This window comes from Pseudomonas sp. JAI111 (genome assembly GCF_024809425.1).
Lineage (GTDB): Bacteria > Pseudomonadota > Gammaproteobacteria > Pseudomonadales > Pseudomonadaceae > Aquipseudomonas.
Genome location: NZ_JANUCB010000004.1, coordinates 1 through 727, shown reverse-complemented (window position 1 = coordinate 727; position 727 = coordinate 1).

The following is a 727-nucleotide window of genomic DNA, read 5'->3' as shown; positions in this document are numbered from 1 at the left end:
CTGGCGGGCCGCTATCGCTGGCAGGCCAGCTCCCACAGGGGAATGGGTGCATCTGGGAGAGATTGGTCGGCTGGCAGGTCGTCATCGCTGGCAGGCCAGCTCCCACAGTTGGATTGGGTGCATCTGGGAGAGATTGGTTGGCTGTCAGGCCGCTATCGGTGGCAGGCCAGCTTCCACAGTTGGATTGGGTGCATCTGGGAGAGATTGGTCGGCTGGCAGGCCGCTATCGCTGGCAGGCCAGCTCCCACAGTTGGATTGGGTGCATTTGGGAGAGATTGGTCGGCTGGCAGGTCGTCATCGCTGGCAGGCCAGCTCCCACAGTTGGATTGGGTGCATCTGGGAGAGATTGGTCGGCTGGCGGGCCGTCTCCGCTGGCAAGCCAGCTCCCACAGTTGGATTGGGTGCATCTGGGAGAGATTGGTTGGCTGGCGGGCCGCCATCGCTGGCAGGCCAGCTCCCACAGGGGAATGAGTGTATATGGGAGAGATTGGTTGGCTGGCGGGCCGTCTTCGCTGGCAGGCCAGCTCCCACAGGGTTCGGTGTACATCTGCAGGAGACTGGTCGGCTGACAGGCCGCCATCGCCGGCAGGCCAGCTCCCACAATGGACCGGTGTCTACCCCGCCCGCTCTTCACCACTCAACAGGCCGAGCGGTAGCTCGCCTGCAGCTCTTGATCTTGATCTGGTTTTTGATCCACCTGCCCCTTCGGCAGGCTGAGTGGAGGCGT